A 21,810-nucleotide genomic window follows, 5' to 3' on the forward strand; every position below is an offset into this window, starting at 1 on the left:
CACGGTCAACCCGCCAGCGCGTCCCGGACGGTGTCGGCCAGCAGGCGGGTGCATCCGGGCGCTCCGGGGTTGAGCAGCAGGTCAACGCCGCCTTCGAGCAACGCCGGCAGGTCGCGCGCCGCGACAGGCAGCCAGCCGGCGGCCCGGACGCGGGTGCGGTGCGCCGGGGCGGTGGTGGCGAGCACACACGGGATGTTGTCCGGCGACGGCGCCACCAGCGGCTCGTCGTCCACGTCGAGGGCGACCGACACGGTCGACTCGCGCAGGATCGCGGCGAGCCGGCCGGCGTCGGCGTCACCGCGGGCGACCAGACGGAGCACGGCGTCGAGAGGGTCGCTCGGCGAACCCGGACCCGACGGTTCGTAGGCGGGGTTCGCCTCGAAGCGGCCGACCGCGCCGTCCTCACCGGCCAGCCAGCCACCCACGACGGCGGCCAGCGGCGGGGCCGCGACCTCGGCGCCGTCCTCGGTCGACGACGGCGTCCACGCCGGGTCGACGAGCAGCACCCACTGGTCATTCGCCATCGCCTGCGCCTCCTCCGCTCGCGTGCGGCTCGCCCACCGAGGCGAGGAACGCGTCCTCCGACTCGCTCACCTTGGCGAGCATCGCGTCCTGCTTCGCTGCCTGTTCCTTCATCCGCGCGGCGTACTGCCGGATGTGCTCGGCGGTACGCCAGCGGTTCAGCCACGCCAGGCTGCTCAGGTGCAGGCGCCGCATCACCCACAGCGTGTCGCGGGTCCGCTCCACGCGCTGCTCGAACGTACCCGGCCCGCCGCGCCAGCCCTCCAGCGCGCCGCGCACGGCCTCCTTCAGCACGTCCGGCGCGAGCTTCTCCGAGGCGAACGCGCGGATCGCCGTGGCGAGGTCGCGCGCGTAGGACTCGGCGTCCGCGTGGCCCAGGATCTTGCGGAACTGGCCCAGGAACAGGCCGTTGTCCAGCGCGGCGTCGAGGGCGCCGTGACGGTCGAGGACCTCGACGGCGTCGGCGGCCCGGCCGACGTCCGTGCCCTGGGCGACCTCGTTGGCCAGGTCCAGCAAGGCCTCACGGCCGGTCTTGGCGAGCAGGGTGTCGGCGACGCCGTGCAGCTGCAGGAGCGTGTACTCCTCAGCCAGCCCGACGGCGACGGCGGTTTCGGCGGCGGACAGCGTGGCCGGTGCCGCGGTGGCGGGCAGCGAGATCGTGGCGAGCGCGTCGGTACCGGGACCGGGGGTGACGATCGAGGCCGCCGCGTGCGGCGTGACACCGGCCGGCGTCAGCTCCGTCAGCTTGGCCTGGACCTGCGCGACGAACTCGGCCCGCACGTCGTCGGGGCCACTGACCTGCACGTGAGGCGCGGGCAGTCCGTCCGCCGTGCGTTCCACTGTGGACTCCGCGATCCACTGCGCGACGGAGTCGTCGAGCGGCAACGGCACCGGCTCGACGCCGAAGTCGCTCGCAGGACCGGGTCCGGTGTTCAGGCGCACGGGCCGGGAAACCGCACCGTCGCGCCAGACGCCCTTGCCCGTCACCGTGAACCGCTCGCGCGCCGATTGCGGCAGCCGGACCTGCTGCCAGCGTCCGTCGACGAGCCGGTGGTCGATCACGTGCTGCACGTCGGCGTTGTGCGAAGCCAGCTCCAGTGCCGCCGTCCACAGGAGATCGGGCTGCTCGTGGCGGGCCACGATGTCGGCGGCAGCCGTGAGGTCGAGCGCCGTCCCGCCCGAGCGCAACGCGCTGACGGCGCCGCTGAGCAGCGCCAGCGTGCCGGTGCGGTCGTCGAGACGCACCGGGCCGGCGGGAATCGACGGCCGGTACCACCAGCCGTGTTCGGCAGCCTGGCCCAGCTCGGCGATCGTGCGGCGATCGTCCTCGGTCAGCGCGTGGTCACCCGAAACCAGGTAGGAGACGGCCGGGAAGGTGTCCACGACGTTGTCCGGCGACGGCTTCGGGGTGGCGTGCACCGGAAGGTCCATTCCGGACGAACGCACGTGCTGCGTGAACTCGGCGGCCAGCGCGCCCGACGCGAGCACGAGCGTGGGCGGCCGGTCCGCCGCCTGCGTCAGCTCGGCGCTGCCGCCGGGCGCGGCGTCGATCTTCATGACCACACCGGGTTTCGCACCGCGGTAGCCAGCGAACGGCGCAGACTCCGAGGCGTACGGCTTCCCGTCGACACCGCTGAAAACGGCCGGCGCGTCCAGCGAGAACTCCACCGCGGCACCTTGCGTCGGCCGGAACGAGACGGTGACACCCGAACCGTCGGCGACGCGGATCTTCACCGGCACCCGCGCCAGCAGGTCGCGGTCGCCCAGCTCGCGGCCGAGGTGTCCGGCCAGCTCCCGCGCGGCCTCGCGGGCCCGCGCGCGATCACCACCGGTCACGTGGATCGCGGGCAGCTCACCCTCAACGGCCCGCAACGCCTGCGCCAGCTCGCGCGCGCCGGTCTCCAGTGGACTATCCACATCGGACACCAGCACCGCGTCGTCCGGGTTCCGCAGCGTGGCCCCGTGTTGCACCTCGCCCAGCGCGCGGTGCACCCGGCCCGGATCGATGTCCAGCAGAGCCCGCGCGGAAGCAGGCAACTGCACGTCGTGGTCGGTTCCGGTGTAGGTGTGCCGGTCGGTCACCGTGCGCACGAGCGGCGCCAGCTCCGGGTCCGCCGCGAGGAACGACAACGCGGCATCCCACACCAGGTCCGGGTCCGCGTGGCGGCGCACGGCCGGCTCGACCGCGGTCAGGTGCAGGTCGCCGGCGCGGTTGTACAGCCCGCGCACCAGGCTCTGCACCACGTGCTGGGTCAGCTCCAGCGTCTCGTCGCGCCCCGACACCGGTCGCGTCCCCGCGGCGGGCGGCTTGAGCCAGCTGCCGTCGCTGTTCATCCGGATGTCGGTCATCTCCGGCAGGTCGAACGCCGACGGCAGGCCGATGCGCCGCGCGGTGCCCGACAACGCCGAGGGCCCGGTGCGGACGATGATCGAGTTGCGGTGCACGCGGCCCTGCGGCATCTGAAAGAACACCGGCGGCAGGTCGTACGCCTCGGGCGGCATGAGGTTGCGCTGCGTCTTGCCGTAGTTCTCGCGCACGACGTCGAGATGCACGCGCGCGAACGGGTGGCCCTTGCTCATCGCGAACGCCGAGTTGGCCACGTTCATGCCGATGCGGTGCGTCGCGTAGCCCTCGCGCGAGGTCGCCGCGTGGAACAGGTCCTCGAGGCTTTCCACCACGTTGTCGCCGTCGGTGTAGAGGCCACCGAAGCGGTTCATCAGCTCCATGCGCAGGATGTCGCTGGCCGCCGCGTAGCCCGGACCAGTCAGTTTGCCGGTCTCGGACTGGTAGAACTCGTTGAGCAGCATGGGGTTCTCGCTCGAGAACACCTCGTCGACGTTCACCAGCCGCACGTGGTGCTGCTGCGCCCAGTTCACGAAGTCACGCACGTCGGCGAGCGGGTCGGGGCCCTCGGCCGGCGGCTCCGTGGTCAGCGCGAGCTCGATCTGCGAACGCGGGACGTCCGTCCACAGCACCGGCACCACGCCGTCGTGCAGCCGGGAAGCCGCGCCGCCGAAGTTGTCGCGGAACGCGCTCATCGTGCCGGCGTCACGCAGTGGCCCGCCGAGCCAGATGGCGTGCATGAGCAGCGGTGTCGAGGTGGTCTTTTCCAGCGGCTCGACGTCGCCGGGCGCCCAGGCGGACAGCCGGTCGTCGGCGCGCGTGTGCTCGACGGTCCAGTCCCGCAGGTCGGGCAGGTTCGCGGGGTCGGCCAAGTCGCGCAGCACCGGCACGCCCCGGGTGAGATCGAGCGTGTCCAGCAGCGCGAGGCCCTGGCCCGCGGTGAGATTCGAATGGTCGTGGCCACGCAGGAAGTCGGGCGGCTCCGGAGCGCGGTAGAAGCCGAACAGGTCGGGGCCGAGCAGCGGCGCGCCGGCGGGCGCCGGGCCGTGGTCGGCCGAGGTCGCGCGCAGGTCCTGCGTGAGCTCGGCGGCGGAGTCGTACGGCGGCAGCTCATCGGGCGCGGCCGTCGCCCGCAGGTACTCGTTGACCACGGCAGCGAGCAGCTCGGGATCCTCGTGCCGGCCGAGCAGCGCCTGCACCTCGTCGTCGGGCGCGCGGTCGTAGACGGCGTTCACGACCTCGGCCGTCAGGTACAGCGTGCGGGCGCGGTCGGCGAGACGGATCGGGCCGGCCGTGGCGGGAACCCGGGCGTAGCGCCAGTTCTTGAGCAGCGCGTTCGTGAGCTCGTCGACCACGGCGTCGGCGTCGAGCGGACGGCCGAGAGTCTCCCAGTGACCGCCGCGGACCACCGCGGTGAACGCGTCGTCGCGGGCGCCGAAGAGCGGGGCCGACGGTTCGTCATCGGGGCTGTCGTCACGGTGGTTGGCCAGCACGGAGTCGGTGGCCGCGTGGACGATCGACGGCCCGCCACGCGTTTCGAGCGCCGCCTGGAAGTCGTGCGCGACCCCGCCGGGGCCCAGCCGCCGGGCCGCCGCGCACTGGAACAGCGTGACCGACTCCGGCTGCGCGTCGGCGAACTCGGGCGACGCGGTGACGATCCGCGCGAGCGTCTCGCCGTCGACGTAGACCTCGCGCCGCGTGCCGTCCGGGCCGGTCACGGCGACCTTCACCCGGGTTTCCTCGCCGTGGCCCGTGACGAGGAACGTGCGGCCCTCGGCCAGTTCGTCGGCCCACGGCGTGCGCACGGGAATGCCGCCGTCGCCGGGGCCTCGGCCGCGCAGGTCGTTGGCCGCGCCGGTGGCGAAGGCCCGCATCTCGTCCGGGTCGGCTTCGACCACGAGGTTCTCGCCCCGGGTCTGCTGCAGCCAGGTCTGCACCTTCGTGGCCTCGGCGGGGTCGAGGAACGTCAGCCCGCGCGCGGTGCCGGTGTGGTCGGTCAGCACGGTCGTGGTGACGGCACCGGGCGCGAAGTCGACGGTCACGCCGGGTTCGCCGACGACCTCGCCGGTCAGGCGCGTGTGGTCGGCGCGCACCAGGTGGCCGAACGCCAGGTCGCCGAAGCCGCGCTCGCCCAGCAGGCGCGTGACGTCGGCGTTGAACTGGTCCACGCGGTCCGCGGGCACGGTGACCGGCGGCAGTGGCTCGCCGTCGAGGTGGTGCTCGGCGAGCGTCTCGGCGTAGTGGGTGGCGTCGGGCCGCGTGTGCGTGGTCTCGCGCGCCGGGCCTTCGGTCCACGCGGGGTTCAGCCGCGCGGGCCGGGCCAGCTCGTCGGCGCTCCAGGTGCCCTTGCCGGTCACCGTGATCAGGCCCCGCGCCATCGGCGGCAGCGGCACGCGCGTCCACTCGCCGGTGTCCGGGTCGCGGCGGACGTCGACCACGGCGTGCACCGGTGTGTCACCCGAGGCCAGGTGGGTGAGCACGGCCGAGTAGACGACGTCGGGCCGTTCGTGGCGGGCCACGAGGTCGTGGACGTCGGTGAGCCGCAGCTCACCGGTGCGGGCGGCGGTGTCCGCCAGCTGTCGCTCCACAGTGGACGCCAGCGCCAGCGTGCCGCCGTGGTCGGCCGGCGAGATCGGCCCGGCCGGTGGTTCGGTGCGGGGGCTGGTGTCGAGCTCGCGGACGAGGTCGACGATCGTCTCGTCACCCGGGCGGCCGCCGAACGTGCGGAAGTGCCCGCCGTCCGTGACCGCCGTGAACGCGCCGGTGGAGCCGAGCGCCTTGCCGAGCGTCGCGGTGTCGCGGCCGAACAGCGTGGGTTTCGTGGGCGCGTGCACCGTTGCCGGCCCGCCGAGGTCGCTCAGCGCGCGCCGGAAGTCGTGGGCGACGCCGCCGGGACTGTCGGTCTGGCCGGTGCTGCAGGCGATGAGCGTGACCGACGACTTCGGCCCGGCCTGCGCGAACGGCGCCGAGCTCGCGACGATCCGCGCGAACGTCTTGCCGTCCACCCGAACGGTCTGCCCGCCGAGCAACGTCAGCTTCACCGACTGCGGCTTGCCGTGGGCGAAGACGAAGAACGTGTCGCCGGTGTCGCTGCCCCACGGCGCCGCGGACTTCGCCGCCCAGTCGCCGAAGCTCCGTCCGCCCAGGTCAGGCGTGGTGCCGTTGCGGCGTGCCTCGGCGACCACCGGGTCGAGCGTCTTGGACGTCACGCCCTCGTCGAGCGAGGAGACCTCACCGGAGTTGTCGGCGACCCAGTCGTGCTCGACCGCGGACGTCTGCTCGGCGGCCGGCAGGAACGACACGGCGACGACCTTGCCCGAGCGGTCCGTGACCTGGTGCAGCTGGACCTCGTCGACGTCGAAGTCGTACGGCCGGTCCGCGTTGACGTCCCAGCCCGAGATCGTCGCGGGCTCGGTGTCGGGTGCGGTGTCCGGGGCCTCGACGACGTGCTCGGCCGAGCGCGGGTCGAAGCGGGACTCGACCTTCTTGGCCGGCCACACGTGCGTGGCGAACCGCCAGTCGACCTCTTCCTTGGCCTGCCACCACTTCTTGCGCGCCTCGTCAGCCTTCTCACGCGCTTCGCGCACGTCGCGCAGGGCGTCTTCGCGGCGGGAGGTGAAGTCGGAATTGTCGTTGCGGTAAGCGTCGAGGACGTCGGCCAGCTGCTCCGCACGGTCCTGCGCGTCCTGGCGACGCTGCACGAGCGCGGGTTGCGCGGTGCGGATGTCGCGCACGCCCTGCTCGGCACGCGCGACCTGGTCCAGCAGCAGCTGCCGCTCGGGCGAGCCCTCGTCGGTGACCGCCGCCAGGGCCAGCGCCTGCTCGGAGACGTCCTGCAGCCGCGTGATCTCCGCATTGCCCTCGCGCAGCTCACGGCCGGCGTCCTTGGCGTCGTTCTCCGCGTCGGTCAGGGCCTGGCGCAGCTCACGCGCGGGGTCGGCGTCGGTCTCCACGGCCAGGCCGTTCGCGTCCTCGGCCAACGTCTTGACGCGGTCGCGCCCGTCGAGCCAGCGGTCGTCGGCCTCGTGCTGGGCCGTCTCCACGGCCTCCTCGGCCTTGCGCCAGCTCGCGGCCGCGTCCTTCACCGCGTCCTGCGCCTTGGTGATCGCGTCCGGCAGCGCCTCGCCGAGCAGCTTCTCGAGGTCCACATCGGACATTCGCACGAGCGCCGACGCCGACACCTTCACCTCGACCGCCGCCGTGCGGCCGCGGCCGAGGTCGGCGACCACGCGGTACTCCACGTCGAACCCGACGAGCCCGCTGCGGCCCTTCGGCTTCGCGACGGTGGACCGCTGTCCACCCGCGACAGTCGCCGTCGGGTCGCTCATCGCGGCCGGGTTGCGGATGTCCGCGCCGCTCCACGAATGCGAGTTGTCCTTCGGGTCGGTGATGCCGCCGACGCCGGGCATGTACTGGTTCTCGCCGCTGAGCGCTTCCTTCGCCTCGCCCGTGAACGTGGCCGTGGTCTGGTCGGTGCGCTCCAGCTTCACGGTGTCGCTCAGGGCCGTGAGGTCCGGGTTGACCAGGCGCGAGTAGACCTTCACGCTGCCGTGGCCGTTCTTGATCAGCGACGCTTCGTGCAGGTCGGGCGAGGCGAGCGGGCCGTCGAGCATGGCCGGCAGGTGCCCCTGGAGGACCTCGTTGGTCAGCGACGTGACCAGCGTGTTGTTCGCGCCGGTGCCCGAGCCGGTGAGGCCGGTGCCGGCGCCCGCGAGCCGCAACGCACGCACGGCCCCGGCCTGCACGGCAGCCGACCCGCGTACGCCCTCGGTGTGCGCCGACGGCGGCAGCTTGCCCACGCCCTGCGCCTGCCATTCGGCGAGCTTCTCGGGCGTCGTGTCGGCGGCGGTGAGCTCGGTGGTTCGCGGCGCGTACGCCTTCGGGGCCTGGCCCTCGGTGCTGATCTGGTGGTCGTCGGCCGCCGAGCGCACGGTCACGTTCGCGTTCTGCTCGGTGACCGGGTACGTCTTGCCGCCGCGCTGCACCACGAGTTCGAACTTCAGCTGGTGGCGGTAACGCACGGCCGGGCCGCTCTGCGAAGCCTTGCTGCCCTTGGTCGTCGCGGTGGCCGACACCGTCTGGTCGGTCTTCGTCTTGGAACCGGAAACGCCGAGCGTGAGCCCCTCGTAGCCACTCACGTCCGGCTTGGTGTCGCTGAACAAGCCGCGCCCGGCGCCGCGGAACTGGCCGCCGTAGGACGAGCCGTGGCCGGCGTTCTCCTTGTCCGTCTCGGCGGCGCTCACGACGTGGTCGATCTCGCCACCGTCGTGGACGACGTCGAGGAACTCGGTGTCGGTGATCGTCGCCTTGAGCAGCACCTGGTAGGTGTCGGTGGACAAGACGCCGGCGTCGTGCAGCAGCAGCGGCGCGCCACCGTCGAGGGCACTGTCCACAAGGGACGTGACGGCGTCTGGTGAGGCGAGGTCGAGCGTGCGCTGCAGGTTGGTCATCGAGTCGTCGAGCACCGACTTCGGCAGCAGCTTGTCGCCGGTGCGGCCCAGCGCGGTGCGGGCGTCGCGCACCAGCTGCGACAGGTCGGGCGCGTCCTCGATCACGGCGGCGCCCAGCGCGCTGGACTCGCGGCCGACGAGCGCGGGCGGCGCCATCTTGCCCGGCGGCGCGGTGCGCGGCTCGACCTCCGGCAGCAGGCCCTGCTCGCGGGCCTGGTCCTCGGACATGCGCACGTACACCGCGCCGGGCAGCTTCACGTCGGCGCCGGCCCGCGAGGTCGAGCCGTTGACCAGGCTCTCCTGGCGGGTCTCGGCGACCAGCCGCACGTCGGCGTCGTACTGCACAAGCACGGTGCGGCCCTTGGCGTTGGCGCGGTTGAGGTGGTCGACGCTCGCGCTGACCTCCGTGGAGCTGCCCGACGTGCGCGTCCACGGGCTCCACTTGGCCGACGCGTAGACCTGGCCCTGACCGTGGGCCGTGGCCATACTGCCGTCCGGCCGGATGGTGACACCGAGCTGCAGGTTGCCCTCGAGCGCCTGCTTGTGCGTCTGCTCGAACGCGGCCTTCGCGCCACCGGCGAACGTGGTCTCGCTGCCGCCCGCGTCGGACGCCACGACGACCTTCGGGTTGCTGAGCGCCACGTTCATGCCGAGCCCGCCGACGCGGTCGGCCACGCGCCGCTCGTAGCGGAACCCGCCGGCCCGCGCACCCTGGCGCAGGAACTTCGGCAGCCCGCCGCGGAACGTCTCGGGCGAGAACATGCGGTCCACGCGCTTGCGGGCCTCGCCGCCGGACAGGCCGAGCACGCCGTCGCCGTCGGACGCGCGTTCCAGCTGCCGCAGGGCCTCGTCACGGAGGGCCTCGGTGTTGGTGAACGCCTCGACGTGCAGGAACTTCGGCTGGTCGGGCTTGGGACCGGCCAGCAGGTCGTCGATGGTCGGGGTGTCGTTCTTGTTGAGCACGGTGGTGCCGGGCTTGCCGGGCAGGAAGTCGCCGGGGTCCTTCTTCAGCGCGGAGCCGTCGTTGACCCACAGGTCGACCTTGCCGGAGATCTTCGGCAGCGCCGGGTCGCCGGTTTTGGCCACAGTGGACACCTTGGGCGTCGCGCGGAACGGCGAGCCGGGCGTCAGGCGCTTCACCCACGGGCGGTTGCGGGTGTAGCTGGTGATCTCGACCTCGAACTCCACGTCGTGCTCGAACACCTGCGCGTCGGGGCTGCCGGAAAGGCTCGTGGTGGTCGTGACCGTGGGGCCGCCGGAGTTCTTCCAGCTGTACGCGTCGGAGTACTGGATCGGCACGACCGCGGGGCTGAGGCTTGAGGTCGCGATCGACGTGGGCTGCGGGATGACCATGCGGCCCTCCAACCCGACCGACCAGCTCTTGTCCACAGTGGTCGCGCTGCTCAGCGACGGCGCCGTGGCGACCGAGCCCTTGACCGAGCGTCCGGTGGCCTGCCCGAGGTGCCGGCCCGGCGACAGCTTGGCCTTCACCGTGACGCTGATGTACTCGTCGGTGAACAGGCCGCGCCGCTTGAGCTGCACGGACACACCCGGACCCAGCAGAGTATCCATTTTGGCCTTGAGCGCGGCCGGCGAGAACGTGGCCGTGAGCTTGCGCAGGTTGGCGAAGCGCTCGGCGATGTCGCGGCTGGAGCTCTTGTCGTCGGCCTGGAACTTGTCCCAGCGCGGCAGGAACTTCTCCATCCCGGGCCGGTCGCGCAGCGCGTTTTCGATCTGCGGCTGCACCTTCGCGGCCGGGCTGAACGAGCCCGTGCGCACGTGGCCCGCGGCGGCGGCCGCGGCGAGGTAGGGCGGCTCGTACCGCTTGCCGACGTCGGTGAGCTTGTCGCGGGTGTCGCCCGGCACAGGCAGGCCCTGGGCTTTCGCCTCGGGCAGGCCCATGCGGACGTACGCGGTGGCCTCGACGGTCTCGACCTCGCCGGCCGAGGTGACGACGTCGACGTCCACCTTCACCTTGTAGATCCCGATGTCGCCCTTGGCCTCGACCGTGTTCTTCGCCGTGACGCCGGTGCCGCCCGTCGCCGTCTCGGTGACCTTCGAGGACACCGTCCCGCTGACGCCGACGAGCCCACTGACCGTGCCCGGCAGGTAGGAGCCACCGCCGACCGTCACGGCCAGGTCCATTCCGGACTTCGACGCCGCCGCCGTCGCCCCGCCGTTCACCGACGAGTCGTTGAACCGCAGCTCGCTGTCGCCCGGCACCACGCCGACGAGCTCGACGTCCTTCGGCCGCGCCTGCAGCTGCACGGCGTCGCGGTGGCTGCCGTGGGGGCTGAGCAAGTCGCTGGACACGACCGGGCCACCCTGCAGCGCGGTGCCCAGCACACCGCGGATGCCGCCGCCGCTGACGAACTCGCGCAACGCCTGCCGCCCCGGCGCGCCGAACTTCGTGACCGACGGGTGCAGCCGCTTGGCCACCTTGTCGAACAGCGCCTGCTCGTCGAGCAGCACGGCCTCGGGCGCGAGCAGCTCGATGTTCTCGGCCCAGTCCGGCTTCGGGTCGCCCTTGGCCTCGGCGTCTTGCTTGAGGTTGCCGAGGTCCTGCGACCAGAGCAGCGAGACCTTGCCGTCCACAGTGGAGCCGGTGAGCCCGCCGACCTGGTCGGTGACGGTGATCGAGTACTTCACGTTGACGTCGGCGCCGTCCACGTCGCCCGCCGAGCGCACCACCCGCTGCTCGGTACCGGTGACGGTGGACGTGTGCGTCTGCGCCGCCGTCGCGAGCTGAACCGTGGGCGCGACGGACACGTAGGCGCCGGGCGGGATCAGCGCGAAGTACGACGTACCGAAGGTCCGCGCGATCGTGTCGTTCTGGCCTTGGGCGTGCGTGGCCTGCGTCTGGTCGTTGACGTCGCTGATCGTGGCGTGCGGCTGCTTCGCGATCGCGTCGGCCGGCACCGCGTCCAGGTCGAGCTCGGCCCGCACGTGGACCTCGTACCACTTCTCGCCGACGCGCACCATGGACTTGCGCCCCGGCCCGAGGAACGACTCGAAGGCGGCGCTGTCGAGCGTGCCGGTGATGGCGTCGATGCCCACCGGATCCGGCGGGTTCCGGCGGGAGTCCAGCGAGGTGACCAGGCGCTTGATGGTGTCGCCGACCTGCTTCACGCCCTGCGGGTTCACCGGCACGAGCGAGCCGAGGGCCTGGCCCTTCTTGGCGTACTCGGGCAGCCGGTCGGTGAGCGAGCGGGTGTCGGGCGCCGGATCGTCGTCGGCGACGGTGACGACGCGCTCCTGCTCCGCGGTCCCGGACCGGCCCGGCGTCTCGCCGAACGTCTCGACGGTTTTCCTGGTACCGACATAGGTCTCGCGACCGTCCACTTCGGTCTTGACGACGTGGACCGGGCGACCGGTTTCAGGGCCGTGGCTCGTCCACGTACCGTCGGAGCCGAGCACGTGGACGCGAACGCCACCTGCCGTCGCGATCGCGTCGGGGTCGGTGAGAGCCGACGCGTTTTCGAGCGCGGTGGTGATCCGCGCGTGCTCGTCCGGCGCGTCCTGCGAGATGCTCTCGGCCACGGCGAGCCGGAAGTTCTCCGGGCCGTGCGCGCCACCGACGAGCACGCTCTCGAGCCCGTGGCTGTTCAGCTGGGTGTTCTGCGCCGGGGAAAGCGCCGATCGCGGAACGAGCGTTGCGTGATTCGCGGGCCCGGTGGTGGCGCCGGTCGGCCGGCTCGGGGCCGACGCGGGTGTGTGCCGGCTGCCGCGCGGGCGCGCGTTCGACGGCCGGTAGCCGTAGTAGCTCTCGAACTGCTTCGGCGCCGTGATGTGCGAGTCGGACGACCACTTCCGATTCTCGTTCGTGTACTTGTCCCGGTAGAGATACTCGATCCGCCCGCCCGTCTCCGCGGCGAAGGCCATCATCAGCGACTGGCACGACACGCACGGCTCCGACTCGCCGCTGATCCGCAGCGTGCGGCCGTTGCCCATCAGCGCGCGCACCGACGGATCCCGGATGATCTTCGCCTCGGTGTGGCTGATCTTGCGCCGCATGTGGTCGGGCAGGTGGTGCGAGGTCGGGTCCTCGCCGCTTCGCCACGTGGTGGCGGGTGTCAGGGCCTGACCGGAGTAGGAGTCGACCACCTGGGCCGTCGCGTGGTGGCGGCCCGCCTTGTTGCCACCGCCCCCGCCTTCGAAGTTCACGGGCAGCTGGACGTCGAACGGGTCGTCGTCGAGCGGCCGGATCCGCGTGTGCGGGCTCAGGCGCGCCGACGACGGCGCCGGGTTCATGATCCGCGCCTGGTTGTAAAGGTCGCTGCTCGACGGCCCCTGGTACCGGATCGGGTTCAGGTCCGGCGAGGGCGGCAACGGCAGTGGCGGCTGCGGGTTCGGCGAGTACTTGGCGCTGTTGAGCGAGCTGTGGTCGGGCTTGTAGTAGTGGAACGGGTCCGACTGGCTGTGCCATGCGGGCGGCGGCGGGCCCTGCTGCGCCCACGCCGGAGGCGGCGGGCCTTGCTGTGCCCACGCCGGAGGCGGCGGGCCTTGCTGTGCCCACGCCGGAGGCGGCGGCCCCTGCTGCGCCCACGCGGTAGGCGGCGGCCCCTGCTGTGCCCAGGCCGGAGGCGGGCCGTAGGGATTCCCGTACGGGTCGGTGCCCCAGCCGTGCGCCGGCGCGGACGACGGCGTGTGCAGGCCCGGCCCCTTGCCGGATTCCGGAGTGCGAGTCGACGGCCCGGCGGTGTCACGGGCCGGCCCGTCCGAATCGTGGCCCTGGGCGGCCAGCCCGTGGTCGTGGATCAGGGCGCCCGTGGAGACGTCGTGGATCTTCGCCAGGTTGTCCGGGGTCAGCGACGAGTCCGACCAGGCGTTCTTGCCCATCACCCCGGGCTGGTTCTCGCGGTTGAACAGCAGTGCGCCGTCCTTATAACCCTCGCCCAGACCGAGGAAGTGCATTACCTCGTGGGTCAGGCCTCCGCGCGGGTCGCGCACGTCCCAGTTCAGCTGGTTCGTGGGCAGCCAGCCGTGGGAGTCCTTCGGACCATCGTCCACAGTGGAATCGTGAACGTCGACCGGGACGCTGCGGGAAGGCTCCGCGGTCCAGCGGTCGTCGTCGGGATCCACGGACTCGTTCGCGTGCGCGTCGATCCGCACGTGGAGCTGGTCGCCGTTCGGCAGCGTGTAGCGCTGGTTGACCGTGCGGTCCAGGTGCTCCTGCAGGTCCTGCGCGAGGTTGTGGCGTGCGTCGACCGAGACAGAGCCTGAAGCGGAAGTGAGGTCCACGGGCACGGTGAACTCACGCACCCACTTGCCCGGCGACGTCTCGAACCGGCGCACGTCGTAGCGGATGTGTGTGACGGCGCCCTCGAGCTGGCCTCCGCGCAGGCCCTCGCGGTTGCCGTCGAACTGGTCCGCGATCGCCTTCTTCGGGTCGAACCGCTCCGACACGAACCGCGACGGCCGGGCGGTGTCTCGGCGCTCGCCCCAGGTCTGTGGCCCGGGCAGATCTGCGGGCCGGGTGGTCTGCGACGTCGTCGTCGAGTCGCGATCCGGCGCCGACGCGTGACCGCCGGGGTACTGGCCGGGCCGGTATCCGTAGTAGTCCTTGAACTGCGCGGGTGTGGAGATGTAGTCGGCCGAGCTCCAGCGCCGGTTCTCCCCGGTCACCTTGTCGCGGTAGACGTAGTCGATGCGGCCGCCGTTCTGCGCGGCGAAGTTCGTCATCAAGGTCCGGCACGAGGTGCACGGTTCCGATTCGCCGCTGATCACCAACGTCCGTCCGCGCCCGAACGTCGCGCGGACGTCGGGGTCGCGGATGATCTTCGCCTCGGTGTGGCTGATGTTGCGCCGCTCGGACTGCGACATCCCCAACGACGTCGGGTCGTCACCGCTGCGCCACATGGTCTGCGGCGTCACCGCCTGGCGGGTGGCGTCGTCGAACACCTGGGCCGTCGCGTGGTGGCGGCCCTTCTTGTTCAGGCTTCCGGAGGCTTCGAAGTTCGCCTGCGTCTGCACGTCGAACGGGTCGTAGTCGAGCGGGCGGACTCGCAGGTGCGGGCTCAGCCGCTGCGACCCCGGAGCGCCCGGCATCGCGATCGCCTTGTGGTACAGCTTGTTCTTGCCCGGGCCGAGGTACGGGATCGGGTTCGGGTCCACGACCGGCGGCAACGGCAGCGGCTGTGCGTTCGGCGAGTACTCGTCGTCCGATTCCGTGCTCTGGTGGGGCTTGTAGTGCTGGAACGGGTTCTGCTGCCCGTGCCACGCCGGCGGCGCCGGCGTCTGCTGGCCCCACGAATGCGGCGGCGGCAGGTGGTTCTGCGTCAGCCACGCGGGCGGTTGCTGCTGCGGCTGCACCCACCCCGGTGGCTGCTGTTGCGGCGCGTACTGGCTGGGCGGCGGGCCGTAGGAGGTCTGCGGTGTGACGTACGGCGAGTGGTACCCGCCGTAGCCGGGGTCCCAGTTGTGTGTCGGAGCGGCTGCGGGGGTGTGGCGGTTGCGCTGCGGCGGTGTCGGGTCCGTCGGTGAGTGCGGTGCGGGGCCGACGTCGCTGACGCGCATGCTCTTCGCGGTGTTCAGCAGGTTCGTCAGGTGCTCCGTCGGGTGGCCGCCGAGCCGGGCGTTGTGGATCTGCTGCTCGAGGTGGCTCTCGATGGACAGCAGGTCGTGGGGCGTGACCGAGGTCCAGCCGTGTGCCTGGGGGTCGTTGCCCACGTGCAGCCCGTAGACGGTGAGCGCTGCGGCCTTGTCCTGTTCCAGCCGGCTGACCTGGTCCTGGAGGCGGCGCAGCCGGCGAGTCAGGAAGTCCTGCTTCGACTCGCGGATCTCCTGGTCGTGCACCATCGAGCCGGTCTTGAAGCTCTTGGGCAGGTAGTCCGAGATGCTCGTGAGCTCCTGCAGGTTGCGGGCCGCCTCGTGGATCATGGTCGACAGGTCGTCGCGGCGCTGGTCGAAGCCGCCGGTGAGCGCGATCCGGTCGAGGTCCAGCATCTTGTTCACGGCGGACAGGCGGTCGGGATCATCGCCGTGGATGATCTTCAGCGCCTCCAGCCCGGACTGGTCCATGCCGTAGAGCGAGGCCACGAACGCGTCGTGCTCCTGGCGCGGAGTCAGATTCGGCGCCGGGGTGGGAGTCGGCGACGTCTCGATGTCCGGCGAAGTCTCAGTGTCCGGCGAAAACTCGGTTTCCGGCGAGGTATCGGTGTCGGGTGTCGGGTCCGAGTCGTGGCCGGTGCGCGAAGGCCCGGGGTCGGGGCGCGGTCCGCCGTCGTGCGCCTGCTCGGCCGCCGCCCGCGCAGCCTTGCCGGCGGTGGTCTTGCCCTCCAGGCTCTGCATGTTCGTGAAGATCCGCGCGGCCCGGTGGAACCGGTCGCGGTAATCGGAGTGCGTGATCAGCCCGATCTTGCGCTGGACATCGGCCAGGTGCTGCTCGCCCTCGTGGATCTTGGTGTCGAGGTCGGCGCGGAACTCAGCGTTGCTGGTGGAGTCGAAGTAGCCGAGGAAGCTCCACACCCCCGTCGGCAGCGCGACGTCGGCCTGGACCTGGCGCATCTCCGAGAGCGATTCGTCGAGGCTGGTCATCATCTGCTCGAACTGGTCGACGCCCTTGGCCGCGACCAGGCCGGCCAGCCGGCGCACCTCCGGCTCGTTCTGCACGCGCTGTTGCAGCATCTTCAGGTGCGTGGTGTCGAACCCGGCCTTGTCCGCGGCGGCGATCCGCTGCTGCAGGTGGGTGTCAAGGCGGTTGAGCTGGTCGGTGGTCAGCTTGGCGAGGTTGTCGGCGTTCGGCCCGGCGACGTGGTTGTCGAGCAGGTGCATCGTGGCGAGGGCGTTCGCGTCCTTGGCGAGCGCCGTGATCCGCTCACCGAGGTCCTGCTGCACCGTCTCCAGGCTCTTGATGTGCTGCCGGCGTAGGTCTTCCCGCTGCTGCTGTTCCTTGTTCTGGAGGATCTTCGGCACGATGGTGCCCTCGGCCCGCGCCTGCTGCAGCCGGGTGCGGACGTCGTTGTACTTGTCGCGCAGCTCCTTCGCGAACGCCTCCGGCCCGCCCTCGTGCGCCACCGCCTGCTTGAGCCGCAGCGCCCGGTCCGCGATGCTCGCGAGCTCCTGGTCCTGCCGACTGGTGTTGAGGTCGACGACGACGTCGCGGACCTGGTCCACGTTCAGGTCGCTCAGCGAGGCCTCGAACCCGCTCACGAAGTCCTGGCGCGACGGACCGCCGAGTGCGCCGTACTGCCCGTTCTGCGTGCGGACCCGCACCTCGGGACGCCCCGCCGGCCCGTATTCTGATCGCCGGCCCGGCCCGCCGCGCTCCACGATCAGACGCACGTCGAGGGCTCGCGCGACGGTGTCCGGCAGCCGCTTCCCGACGTGGGAGTCCTGCCACGACGGCGTCTGCAGGCCCTTCGTCACCAGCTCGGCCGAGGTCGGGAGAGCACCCTTCCCCGTGACCTCGTCGACGATGTGGTCGAGGACCTGGCGGTCGCCGGTGTTCACAGTGGACGCATCGGTGTCGAGCGCCGCGCGGACGCTCTGCCAGTGCTGCGGTGACGGGCTCGCCAGCTGGTTCGCGAGCGCCTTGCGCCAGTTGCGGACGTGGCCGGCGTCGTCGTTGTCACCGCGGTCGGGTTCGAGTTCGGGGGCGACGTCCTTGAGCTGGCTCGGTGTGAGCTGCTTCGCCGCCCAGTCACCGAGGCCCTTGTCGGTGAGTGAGGTGAATTCGAAACCGCCGGGGTTCGCCTCGACTTCGGCGACCACCGCGTCAGTGGCGGTCTTCACCTCGGCCTTGGTGAGGAACGGTTTCGCGCTGTCGACGTCGACGCCCTGGAACCGTGAACTGCGCAGCGCCGCCTCGACGAGCCCGACCTCGCCCACGTTCGGCAGGTGGACTTCGGGGCCGCGGACGTTCTGGTCGGTGTTCGAGCCCGAGTTCGTGAACGTGCCGGGCATGGTGTTCGAGCCGGTGTCGGTGTTCCTGGCCGGCGCCTGGGCCGGGGTGTGGAGGTTGCGCGGCGGTGCCTGCGCGGTGCCCTGGACCGAGGTGCGGGTGTTCATCCGGCCGAGACCGTCGATGAGGGCGGTGCGGGTGCCCACCGTCATGGCCGCGAGCTTCTTGCCCTGCTCGGGGTTCGTCCGCATCCCCTTGACGAGGGCTTTCTGCTCGTCGCTCGAGAGGTTCGCGGCGACGTCGGACATGTTCTTCGGTTTCGCCGGCAATGGGCCCGCCGGGTCGAGGCCGTGGAACGCGGCCTTGGCGGCGATCTTCGCGAGGTTCGGGTCGAGATCGGTGTGGTTGCCGAGGTAGTGCCCGACCTGGTCGGCCCACGTCGTCTCGTTCGCGTGGCTCTGGGTCAGTTTGGTGACATTCGCCGGATTCGCGCCGACCTTGGCCGCGATGCGGGTGCCGTCGGTCTTGATCGCCAGGCTCGAATCGAACTTCGCCATGTCGCGAACGTGGCCGTCGTAGTCCCAGGCGGCCTTGCGTTGCTTGAGGACGGAGTCGACCAGGCCCTGCCCCTCCTTGGCGCCGTAGTCGAACCGGCCGGTGTTCGGGTTCTCGGTGCCGAACGTGGCATCGTTCTCCAGCTTGTCGCCGTTGACCCGGACGAACGTGTTGGGTTCGGGGAAGTAGACGCTGCGCGAGTCGACGTCGGCCAGCGCCTTCCGGATGTCGAGGTCGAGCTCGGCCGCGGACTTCGCGAGCGCGGTGTCGTTGTCGCGCACGCGGTAGCCGCCGCTGATCACTTCCGGCGGGCCTTCGGGGTTGTTCTTGACGGTCGTGTTCACCGCGTCGAAGAGCGGCCCGTTGTCGGTGTTCAGGGAGTCGACGTCGGCGTCGCCGGTGTGGAGGTAGACCTCGTTGTCGCCGCCCTTGCCGCGGATCTGCGTGATGAGGTCGGTGGTCACGGGGTTGCGGACGATCGTCTCGCGGATCCCGCCGTAGGGGATCGACTTCTGATCGATGACGTCAGTGGTCGGGTTCTTCCAGGTGAAACCGACCACTGCGACCGGGAAGCGATTGTCCCAGTTCTGCTGGAAGTCCTGGATCTTCTGCGTGATCGTCGCATCGTGGCCGGCGACGCCGTTGATGCCGATGACCAGGCCGAAGCGGCCCTCATGGGAGTTGCCGTCGAAGCCTTCGGAGTACTTCTTCGCGAGGGCGTTGAGGTCGTCGCCGGTGGTCGCCGCGACGGTCGCGACCACGCCCACGCTGTGCTGGTTACCGGCGTTGCGATTGCCGACCGTGCCGATGATGCCGGACTCGTGAACGGTCTTGAACTGGAAGTTCTTCTGCGCCTGCTTGAAATCGTCCTTGCCGCCGGTGGTGGGCGGGACCTTGCCGGCGTTGTTCCCGGAACCCGGGCCGGGAGCCGGCGTGTTCTTCGGCTTCGGGGCCGCGGCCGGGGTGTGGCGGTTCTGGCTGACGGCGGTGTGCTGCCCGATGTCCGACCGGCTGTCGTTCGGGGTCGGGCCGTGCTCGGCGCCGAGGTGGTGGTCGCGGATGTTCGCCTGGTTGGAGATCTCCTCGATCTTGGCCAGGTTGTCCTTCGTCAGCGTCGAATCGGTCCAGGCGTCGGGCCCCATCACGCCGGGCTGGTCTTGACGGTTGAAGAGGAGGTCGCTGTTCCGGTAGCCCTCCCCCAGGCCGAGGAAGTGCATGACCTCGTGGGTCAGCCCCGCGTTCTCGTCGTGGACGTCCCAATTCGTCTGGTTGGTCGACGGCGAGTTCTTGTCCACAGTGGAATCGTGGACGTTGACGGGGACACCGCGTTTCGGATCCGCGGTCCAGCTGTCGTCGTTCGGGTCGACGTTGTCGTTCGCGTGCGCGTCGACCGTGACGTGGAACTGGTCGCCGTTCGGGAGGGTGTACTGCTGGTTGACGGTCTCGTCGAGGTGGTTCTGCAGGTTCTGCGCGAGCTGGTTGCGGGTGTCGAGCGAGACGGAACCCGTCGAGGACGTGAGGTCCAGCGGCACGGTGAACTCGCGCACCCAGTTGCCCGGCGACGTCTCGAACCGCCGGACGTCGTAGCGGATGTGCGTGACGGCGCCTTCGAGCTGGCCACCCTTGAGTCCTTCGCGGTCACCGTCGAACTGGTTCGCGATGGCCTTCTTGGGGTCGAACCGCTCCGACACCAACCGCGACGGCGGGGCGGTGTCGCGTCGACCGCCCCATTCCTTCGGACCAGGAAGGTTCTTCGTGGACGTGTTGGCCTGGTGTTGCGTGTCGGTCGTCGTGCGGTTCGGCGGAGCCTCGGACGAGGTCTGACCGGGGTGCCCGCCGAGGTTCCGGATGAGGGCCTGGCGGGTGCCCAAGGTGAGGCCGAGCAGCTTCTTGCCGTCTTCGGCGTTCTGCTGCACGCCCTTCATGAACGCCTTGCGCTCCGCCGGCGGCAGGTTGGTTCCGAGGTCGCCGAACTTCGTGGGCGCCTTCGGCATGGGCCCGGGTGGGTTGATGCCGTCGAACGCCACCTTCGCGGCGGTCTTCGCGAGGTTCGGGTCGAGGCTGGTGTGGTTTTCCAGGTAGTGACCGACCTGGTCCGCCCACGTCGTCTCGTTGGCGTGGCTCTGCGTCAGCTTGGTGACGTTCGCCGGGTTCGTACCGACCTTTCCCGCGATGCGCGTGCCGTCGGTCTCGACGGCCAGGTCGGAGTCGAACTTCGCCATGTCGGTGAGGTGACCGTCGTAGTCCCAACCCGCTTTGCGCTGGGCCAGAACGGAATCGACCAGACCCTGGCCTTCCTTGGCCCCGTAGTCGAAGTTGCCCGTGTTCGGGTTCTTCGTGCCGAACGTCGCGTCGTTCTCCAGGCGGCCGCCGTTGAGCCGCACAAAGGTGTTCGGCTCCGGGAAGTAGACGCTGCGCGAGTCGACCTTCGCCATCGCGTTGCGGACGTCGAGATCGAGCCGCGCGGCATTGTTGGCATTGACGCCATCGCCGGGACGGACACCGTAGCCGCCGCTGATCACCTCCGGCGGGCCCTCGGGGTTGTTGCTGACGGTGGTGTTCACCGCATCGAACAGCGGACCGTTCTTGGTGTTCAGCGAGTTGACGTCGGCGTCGCCGATGTGCAGGTAAACCTCGTTGTCGCCGCCGTTTTCGCGGATCTGCTGGACCAGGCTCTCCGTGACGGGGTTGCGGACGATCGTTTCCCGGATCCCGCCGTAGGGGATCGACTTCTGATCGATGATGTCGGTCGTCGGGTTCTTCCACGTGAACCCGACCACCGCCACCGGGAAGCGGTTGTCCCAGTTCTGCGTGAAATCCTGGATCTTCTGCGAGATCGCCGCATCGTTGCCAACGCCGTTCAGGCCGATGACCAACCCGAAACGGCCCTCGTGGGAATCCCCGTCGAAGCCGCCGGAGTACTTCTTCGCGAGATCGATGAGATCATCGCCGGTGGTCGCCGCGACGGTCGCGACCACGCCCACACTGTTCTGATTGCCGGCGTTGCGGCTGCCGACCGTGCCGATGATGCCGGTCTCATGGACAGTCTTGAATTGGAAGTTCTTCTGCGCCTGCTTGAAATCGTCCTTGCCGCCGGTGACGGGCGGGACCTTGCCGACGTTCGGGCCAGGGCCGGTGCCGGTGTTGCTGGCGTTGGCACTGGTGCTCGCGAGGGCCGCCGGGGTGCCCCGCTTCGGCTTCGGCGCCTGCGCGGGAGTGTGGCGGCCGGCGGATTTCGGGGCGGGGGTATGGCTGGTCTTCGGGTTCGGGCTGGTGTTGGCGTTCGTGTTCTGGTTGGCGTTCGTGTTCTGGTTGGCGTTCGTGTTCTGGTTGGCGTTCGTGTTGGTGCTGCTGCCGGTGTTGGTGTCGACGTTGGTCTTGGTGTCGACGTTGGTGCTGCTGGCCGTTTCGGTGTTGGCGGTGGTCTCGACGCCGGTGTCGGTCTCGGCATTGGCGTCGGTGTTCATCTCGGTGTTCGTGTCTGGGGCCACGGACTGGTTCGAACCCGACTTCGTTGCCGGGGCTGAGTTCGGCGCACCGGTGATCTTCGCGCCGGTGTCCTGGCTGCTGTTCGTCTCTGGCGCCGGCGTCGGCTCGGTGTTGATCGAGTCGCTGGGTGCGGGCGTCGGCGTCGTGTCGATCTTCGGAGCCGGAGCCGGTGCGGGGTCCGAGTTCGTCGAGTTTTCCGAGTTCGGGCCCGATTTCGCCGACGAATCGCCCTTTGCCCCACCTGTCGACACCGAACTCCGCGACGGCGAAGTGTTCGTCCCGGTTGGCGACGTCGTCGTCGAGGTGTTCGTCGCCGTCGGTGGGACGTTCGTCGGTGTCGGCGTGGCGTTCGTCCGGGTTGGAGCGGGGCTGAGGCTCGGCCCATCGACGCTCGTCTGGTGGTTCGAGGGGGAGGCCGCGCCGGTCTGGTCGGGACCCGAGGTCGAATGGACCCCACTCACACTCCCGGCAACCGGCGGCGGGACCGACTTCGTCGAGCTTGGGTCGGCGGTCGTGGCGGGCCCGGCCTTGGTGTTGGTGTTCGCGGCGGTGTTGCTGGTGGTGTTGGTGTTCTGATTGCTACCAGTGGTGGAATTCGAACCGGTATA

3 protein-coding genes are annotated in these 21,810 nt (G+C 70.6%); 1 reads left to right on the plus strand and 2 read right to left on the minus strand.

Annotation, left to right across the window (positions count from 1 at the left end):
* Positions 1-5 precede the first annotated feature (5 nt).
* Together ACQPXB_RS47580 and ACQPXB_RS47585 are read right to left on the minus strand one after the other, a co-directional pair.
* On the minus strand, positions 6-524 hold the full coding sequence (locus ACQPXB_RS47580) for a type VII secretion system-associated protein (protein WP_366580527.1): 519 nt from the start codon (positions 522-524) through the stop codon (positions 6-8).
* Complete coding sequence (locus ACQPXB_RS47585) at positions 514-21,180, minus strand: TcdA/TcdB catalytic glycosyltransferase domain-containing protein (protein ID WP_432848634.1); 20,667 nt, start codon at positions 21,178-21,180, stop codon at positions 514-516. Before ACQPXB_RS47585 ends, ACQPXB_RS47580 begins: the two co-directional genes overlap by 11 nt.
* On the opposite strand from ACQPXB_RS47585, the gene ACQPXB_RS47590 reads away from it, so the two are divergent.
* Complete coding sequence (locus ACQPXB_RS47590; RefSeq protein WP_432848636.1) at positions 21,134-21,778, plus strand: hypothetical protein; 645 nt, start codon at positions 21,134-21,136, stop codon at positions 21,776-21,778. The two genes, ACQPXB_RS47585 and ACQPXB_RS47590, sit on opposite strands and share 47 nt — an antisense overlap.
* Positions 21,779-21,810: the final 32 nt, after the last annotated feature.

The sequence above is a fragment of the Amycolatopsis sp. CA-161197 genome (assembly GCF_050942255.1).
Taxonomy (GTDB): Bacteria; Actinomycetota; Actinomycetes; order Mycobacteriales; family Pseudonocardiaceae; genus Amycolatopsis.

Coding starts and splice junctions, on each gene's coding strand:
- ACQPXB_RS47580 (WP_366580527.1), bottom strand. CDS start 524: ATGGCGAATGACCAGTGGGTGCTGCTCGTCGACCCGGCGTGGACGCCG.
- ACQPXB_RS47585 (WP_432848634.1), bottom strand. CDS start 21,180: ATGAACACCGACGCCAATGCCGAGACCGACACCGGCGTCGAGACCACC.